Annotated in this window: 6 protein-coding genes; 3 read left to right on the top strand and 3 right to left on the bottom strand. The window is 71.7% G+C overall.

Features of this window, described 5'->3' with window-relative positions:
- The 3 genes from nth to ABZ281_RS37310 all read left to right on the top strand — a co-directional run.
- On the top strand, nucleotides 1–1034 hold a 1034-nt coding region (nth, locus tag ABZ281_RS37320; protein ID WP_356662476.1), incomplete at its 5' end, for an endonuclease III.
- A gap of 178 nt (nucleotides 1035–1212) precedes the next feature.
- The gene (locus ABZ281_RS37315) at nucleotides 1213–1908 is read left to right on the top strand and encodes a CoA pyrophosphatase (RefSeq protein ID WP_356662475.1); all 696 of its coding nucleotides are present in this window, start codon (nucleotides 1213–1215) and stop codon (nucleotides 1906–1908) included.
- Between the two features lie 13 nt (nucleotides 1909–1921).
- The gene (locus tag ABZ281_RS37310; protein WP_356662474.1) at nucleotides 1922–3121 is read left to right on the top strand and encodes a MarP family serine protease; all 1200 of its coding nucleotides are present in this window, start codon (nucleotides 1922–1924) and stop codon (nucleotides 3119–3121) included.
- A gap of 66 nt (nucleotides 3122–3187) precedes the next feature.
- Here ABZ281_RS37310 and ABZ281_RS37305 read toward each other — a convergent pair whose 3' ends face one another.
- The 3 genes from ABZ281_RS37305 to ABZ281_RS37295 form a co-directional block, all read right to left on the bottom strand.
- The gene (locus ABZ281_RS37305) at nucleotides 3188–3370 is read right to left on the bottom strand and encodes a hypothetical protein (RefSeq protein ID WP_356662473.1); all 183 of its coding nucleotides are present in this window, start codon (nucleotides 3368–3370) and stop codon (nucleotides 3188–3190) included.
- A gap of 128 nt (nucleotides 3371–3498) precedes the next feature.
- Nucleotides 3499–4437 (bottom strand): alpha/beta hydrolase, encoded by a 939-nt coding sequence (locus ABZ281_RS37300; protein ID WP_356662472.1) that lies wholly within the window; start codon nucleotides 4435–4437, stop codon nucleotides 3499–3501.
- Nucleotides 4434–4922 (bottom strand): phage holin family protein, encoded by a 489-nt coding sequence (locus ABZ281_RS37295; protein ID WP_356662477.1) that lies wholly within the window; start codon nucleotides 4920–4922, stop codon nucleotides 4434–4436. The genes ABZ281_RS37300 and ABZ281_RS37295 overlap by 4 nt, the downstream gene beginning before the upstream one ends.
- Nucleotides 4923–5076: the final 154 nt, after the last annotated feature.

The following is a 5076-nucleotide window of genomic DNA, read 5'->3' as shown; positions in this document are numbered from 1 at the left end:
CGGCGTCCGCGACGAAGACGGCGTCCTCCAAGAAGGCGGCGTCCGCGACGAAGGCGGCGTCCGCGACGAAGGCGGCGTCCGCGACGAAGGCGGCGTCCGCCAAGAAGGCCGCTTCCAAGTCGTCTGCCGCCCAGAAGGCATCGAAGGGTGCCGCCGTGAAGAAGGCGCCCGCCGCCAGGAAGGTCGCGGTCGCGCCCAAGAAGGCCACCGCCCGTCTGAAGGGCACCGCCCCCGCCAAGGCCGTCGTCCACCCGCAGGGCGACGAGTCGCCCACCGCCCTGGTCCGCCGGGCCCGCCGGATCAACCGCGAGCTCGCCGAGGTCTTTCCGTACGCGCACCCCGAGCTGGACTTCGAGAACCCCTTCCAACTGGTCGTCGCCACGGTCCTGTCCGCCCAGACGACCGACCTGCGCGTCAACCAGACGACACCCTCCCTCTTCGCCACGTACCCGACCCCGGAGGACCTGGCCGCCGCCAACCCCGAGGAGGTGGAGGAGATCCTCCGCCCGTGCGGCTTCTTCCGGGCCAAGACGAAGTCGGTCATAGGGCTGTCGAAGGCCCTGGTGGAGGACTTCGGGGGCGAGGTGCCCGGCCGGCTCGAGGACCTGGTCAAGCTGCCCGGCGTTGGCCGCAAGACCGCGTTCGTCGTGCTCGGCAACGCCTTCGGCCGCCCCGGCATCACCGTCGACACGCACTTCCAGCGCCTGGTGCGCCGCTGGCGGTGGACCGGCGAGACCGACCCGGACAAGATCGAGGCCGCCATCGGCGCGCTCTTCCCGAAGAGCGACTGGACGGATCTGTCGCACCACGTCATCTGGCACGGCCGCCGCATCTGCCACGCCCGCAAGCCCGCGTGCGGCGCCTGCCCGATCGCCCCGCTCTGCCCGGCCTACGGTGAGGGCGAGACCGACCCGGAGAAGGCGAAGAAGCTCCTCAAGTACGAGAAGGGCGGCTTCCCCGGGCAGCGTCTGAAGCCCCCTCAGGCCTATCTGGACGCGGGCGGCAAACCGGCGCCGCCGCTGGGGGCCGGATGAGCTGCCCGAGGCGCCCGCAGCATCCGACGCGCGGCCCGAGCGGCCCGACGCGCGACTCGAAAAGCCCCACGCGCCATCCGAAGAGCCTCACGCGCCGCCCGTTCAGGGGATCCCGGCCGTCGGCGGAACGATCTCGGGTCCGTCGTGCGTTGGATGCGGCAGGACGACGGGGGTGGCGATGACGCGTGCGAGCGACACACAGGGCGGCCCGGCGGTGCTGAGCAAGGACGGACTGCCCGGCTGGCTGGACCCGGTGGTGCACGCCGTGGAGACCGTCCGCCCGAGGCAACTGAGCCGGTTCCTGCCGCCGGAGGACGGGGCGGGGCGGCAGTCCGCCGTGCTGGTGCTCTTCGGTGAAGGGGCGCACGGCCCGGAGCTGCTGCTCATGGAGCGCGCGAGCTCCCTGCGCTCGCACGCCGGCCAGCCCTCCTTCCCGGGCGGCGCCCTCGACCCTGAGGACGGCGACCCGTACGGCGACGGCCCGCTGCGGGCCGCCCTGCGCGAGGCGGAGGAGGAGACCGGCCTCGACCCCTCCGGCGTCCAGCTCTTCGGCGTCCTGCCCCGGCTCTACATCCCGGTCAGCGGCTTCGTCGTCACACCCGTGCTGGGCTGGTGGCGCGAGCCGAGCCCGGTCGGAGTCGTCGACCCGAACGAGACCGCCCGGGTCTTCACCGTCCCCGTGGTGGATCTCACGGATCCCGCAAACCGGGCGACCACCGTCCACCCCAGCGGCCACCGAGGTCCGGCATTTCTAGTCGAATCAGCCCTTGTCTGGGGTTTCACGGCCGGAATCATCGACCGGCTGCTGCACTTCGCGGGCTGGGAGCGGCCCTGGGACCGCGAGAAGCAGGTCCCGCTCGACTGGCGCGCATGACAGGGTGGCCTCCGTGAACGTGCTGGACATCTTGTTGCTGGTCGCCGCCGCGTGGTTCGCGGTCGTGGGGTACCGCCAGGGGTTCGTCGTCGGCATCCTGTCGGTGATCGGCTTCCTGGGCGGCGGCCTCGTCGCGGTGTACGTGCTGCCCGTCCTCTGGGACGCGCTGACGGACAACGCGGAGGTGAACACGACCGCCGCCGTCGTCGCGGTCGTCGTCGTCATCGTCTGCGCCTCCGTCGGCCAGGCCCTCACCACCCACCTCGGCAACAAGCTGCGCCGGCACATCACCTGGTCCCCGGCCCGGGCCCTCGACGCCACCGGCGGCGCCCTGGTCAACGTCGTGGCGATGCTCCTGGTCGCCTGGCTGATCGGCTCGGCCCTCGCGGGCACCACACTGCCGACGCTCGGCAAGGAGGTCCGCAACTCCAAGGTGCTGCTGGGCGTCTCGCAGGCCCTGCCGGACCAGGCTGCCACCTGGTTCGCGGACTTCTCCTCCGTCCTTGCGCAGAACGGCTTCCCGCAGGTCTTCAGCCCCTTCTCGAACGAGCCGATCACCGACGTCCAGCCGCCCGACCCGGCGCTGGCGAACAGCCCCGTGGCGAACCGCGCCCAGCGCTCCATCGTCAAGGTCATGGGTACGGCCCCGAGCTGCGGCAAGGTTCTGGAGGGCACCGGCTTCGTCTTCTCCGACCGCCGTGTGATGACCAACGCGCACGTGGTGGGCGGAGTCGACGAGCCGACCGTGCAGATAGGCGGCGAGGGCAGGAAGTACGACGCCAAGGTCGTGCTCTACGACTGGCGGCGTGACATCGCCGTCCTCGACGTGCCGGATCTGAAAGCGCCCGTGCTGCGGTTCACCGAGAAGGACGCGAGCAGCGGCGACGGTGCGATCGTCGCAGGCTTCCCGGAGAACGGGGCGTACGACGTGCGGGCCGCCCGCGTGCGCGGCCGCATCACCGCCAACGGCCCGGACATCTACCACCGCGGCACGGTCCGCCGCGACGTCTACTCCCTCTTCGCAACCGTCCGCCAGGGCAACTCCGGCGGCCCGCTGCTCACCCCCGACGGCAAGGTCTACGGCGTCGTCTTCGCCAAGTCGCTCGACGACGCCGAGACGGGATACGCGCTGACCGTGGACGAGATCCGGGAGGACATCACCAAGGGACGCACCGAAGCCCAGCAGGTGGGCAGCGACAGCTGTGCCCTGTAGACCCGGCGGCTCCAGGGGCGGCCCCGGAGCGGCAGGTGGCGGGGTGTCACTCGCGCGAGTGGTGCCTCAGTCGCGAGTGTGGCGCAGACGTACGGAGACCCAGCGGGCCCGGCGGCGGAGGATACGCGGAATCCCGACCCGGGGGTCCGCGGTCGCCATCTGCGGTGCGCCGCTTCGCTGGTGGGGGTTCGCACCGCCCGCCGAGTGGCGATTGCGGGTTGCGTCACTGTAGTCGTGCGTCCAGCCCATACCCCGACGTGTGCCCCCGCCCCATGGTCGATAACCGCTCCCGGGGCGTCCAATTGGCCTATGCGCCAGGCAATTGGCCGTTCGTCAGACAAGCGTTCACGTGCCGGTGACCGGGCGGGACCGGCCTGTCACCGGTCGGGTTCGGGATCCCGCAGCCAGTTGATGAGTTCCGAGGAGAACGCGACCGGGTCTTCCTCGTGCGGGAAGTGGCCGAGTCCGTCGAACAGGCGCCAGCGGTAGGGGGCTTCGACGTACTCGCCGGACCCGGCCGCGCTGCGGGTGCGCATCACGGGGTCGAGCGAGCCGTGCAGATGCAGGGTCGGCACGCGCACGGGCCGCTTCATCCGCCGGTTGAACTGGATGCCGTCCGGGCGGGCGAGGGAGCGCACCATCCAGCGGTACGGCTCGACCGCGCAGTGCGCCGCGGAGGGGATGCACATGGCGCGGCGGTACCTCTCCAGCGCCTCGTCCTCGGGTGGGCGCGGGCCGGACCACTCCTGGATCAGCTCCGCAACGAGGGCCCCGTCGTCGGCGGTGAGCTGCCGCTCCGGGATCCAGGGCCGCTGGAACCCCCAGATGTGTGAACCGGCGCGGCTCTGCTTGACGTCCCTCAGCATGGCCGAGCGCCAGCGCCGCGGGTGCGGCATGGACGAGACCGCCAGCCGCCGCACCAGCTTGGGACGCATCGCGGCGGCCGTCCACGCGAGGTATCCGCCGAGGTCGTGGCCGACCAGCGCGGCGTCGGGCTCGCCGAGGGAGCGGATGACGCCGGTGACGTCGAGCGCGAGGTTGGCGGGGTCGTAGCCGCGCGGGGTGCGGTCGCTCCCGCCGACACCCCGCAGGTCCATGGCGACGGCCCGGAAGCCGGCGTCGGCGAGCGCCACCAGCTGGTGCCGCCAGGTCCACCAGAACTGCGGGAAACCGTGCAGCAGCAGGACCAGCGGCCCGTCCCCCAGCTCGGCGATGTGGAAGCGGGCGCCGTTGGCGGCCACGTCGCGGTGGCTCCAGGGGCCGTCCAGGAGTACGGCCGAGGCCGGTTGTGCCGGGGCAGGGGCGGGGTCCGTCATGAGGACGAGCGTGCCACAGCCTCGATGGCCTCGGGGACCCGGTCCTGCGGGAGCTCCGGCCGCGGGTGCGGCTTGGCCTTCTGCAGCACGACTGCGGTCTCCTTCATCGAGGCGGCGACCTTCTGCGGGCCCTTGCTCTTCTTGGCCTTCTTCGCGAAGACCATGCCGATCAGCGCCAGCCCGCCCGCGACCAGCACGTTCGCCGCGAAGGACAGCAGGAAGCAGACCGCGAGGTTCCAGTCGCTCCAGGTGCGGATGCCGTACGCCAGCGCGAAGTTCAGCATCGGCAGGGAGAAGATCAGCACCGCGCCGGCCGCCGAGAAGGCACCGCCGCTGGTCGCGCCGCGCTTCACGTCATGCTTGAGCTGCGCCTTCGCCAGCGCGATCTCGTCGTGCACCAGCGCCGACATTTCCGCCGTCGCCGAGGCGAACAGCTGGCCGATGCTGCGTTCGGCGCCGACCGGGCTGCTGTCGGGTGCGCTCATCGCGGTCTCCCTCTTCTGCGTACGGTCCGATGTCCGCGTCTTCTGGTCTGACTCGTGCGCCCCCTGGAGGCACAGGCTGACAACAGGGTGCCCGAACGGGATGCGGAGGGCGACGATGACGAACAGCCCGACGAACGGCGTCCTGGACAGGGAC

Origin of the sequence: Streptomyces sp. NPDC006265 (assembly GCF_040613555.1) — a bacterium.
Taxonomy (GTDB): domain Bacteria; phylum Actinomycetota; class Actinomycetes; order Streptomycetales; family Streptomycetaceae; genus Streptomyces.
The sequence above is the reverse complement of the archived record's forward strand: the minus strand, read 5'-3'. Positions and strand labels throughout refer to the sequence as shown.

Bases quoted from the DNA above. Each gene is read 5' to 3' on its own strand.
- ABZ281_RS37295 (WP_356662477.1), bottom strand. From the start codon at position 4,922: ATGAGCGCACCCGACAGCAGCCCGGTCGGCGCCGAACGCAGCATCGGC.
- ABZ281_RS37300 (WP_356662472.1), bottom strand. From the start codon at position 4,437: ATGACGGACCCCGCCCCTGCCCCGGCACAACCGGCCTCGGCCGTACTC.
- ABZ281_RS37305 (WP_356662473.1), bottom strand. From the start codon at position 3,370: ATGGGCTGGACGCACGACTACAGTGACGCAACCCGCAATCGCCACTCG.
- ABZ281_RS37315 (WP_356662475.1), top strand. From the start codon at position 1,213: ATGACGCGTGCGAGCGACACACAGGGCGGCCCGGCGGTGCTGAGCAAG.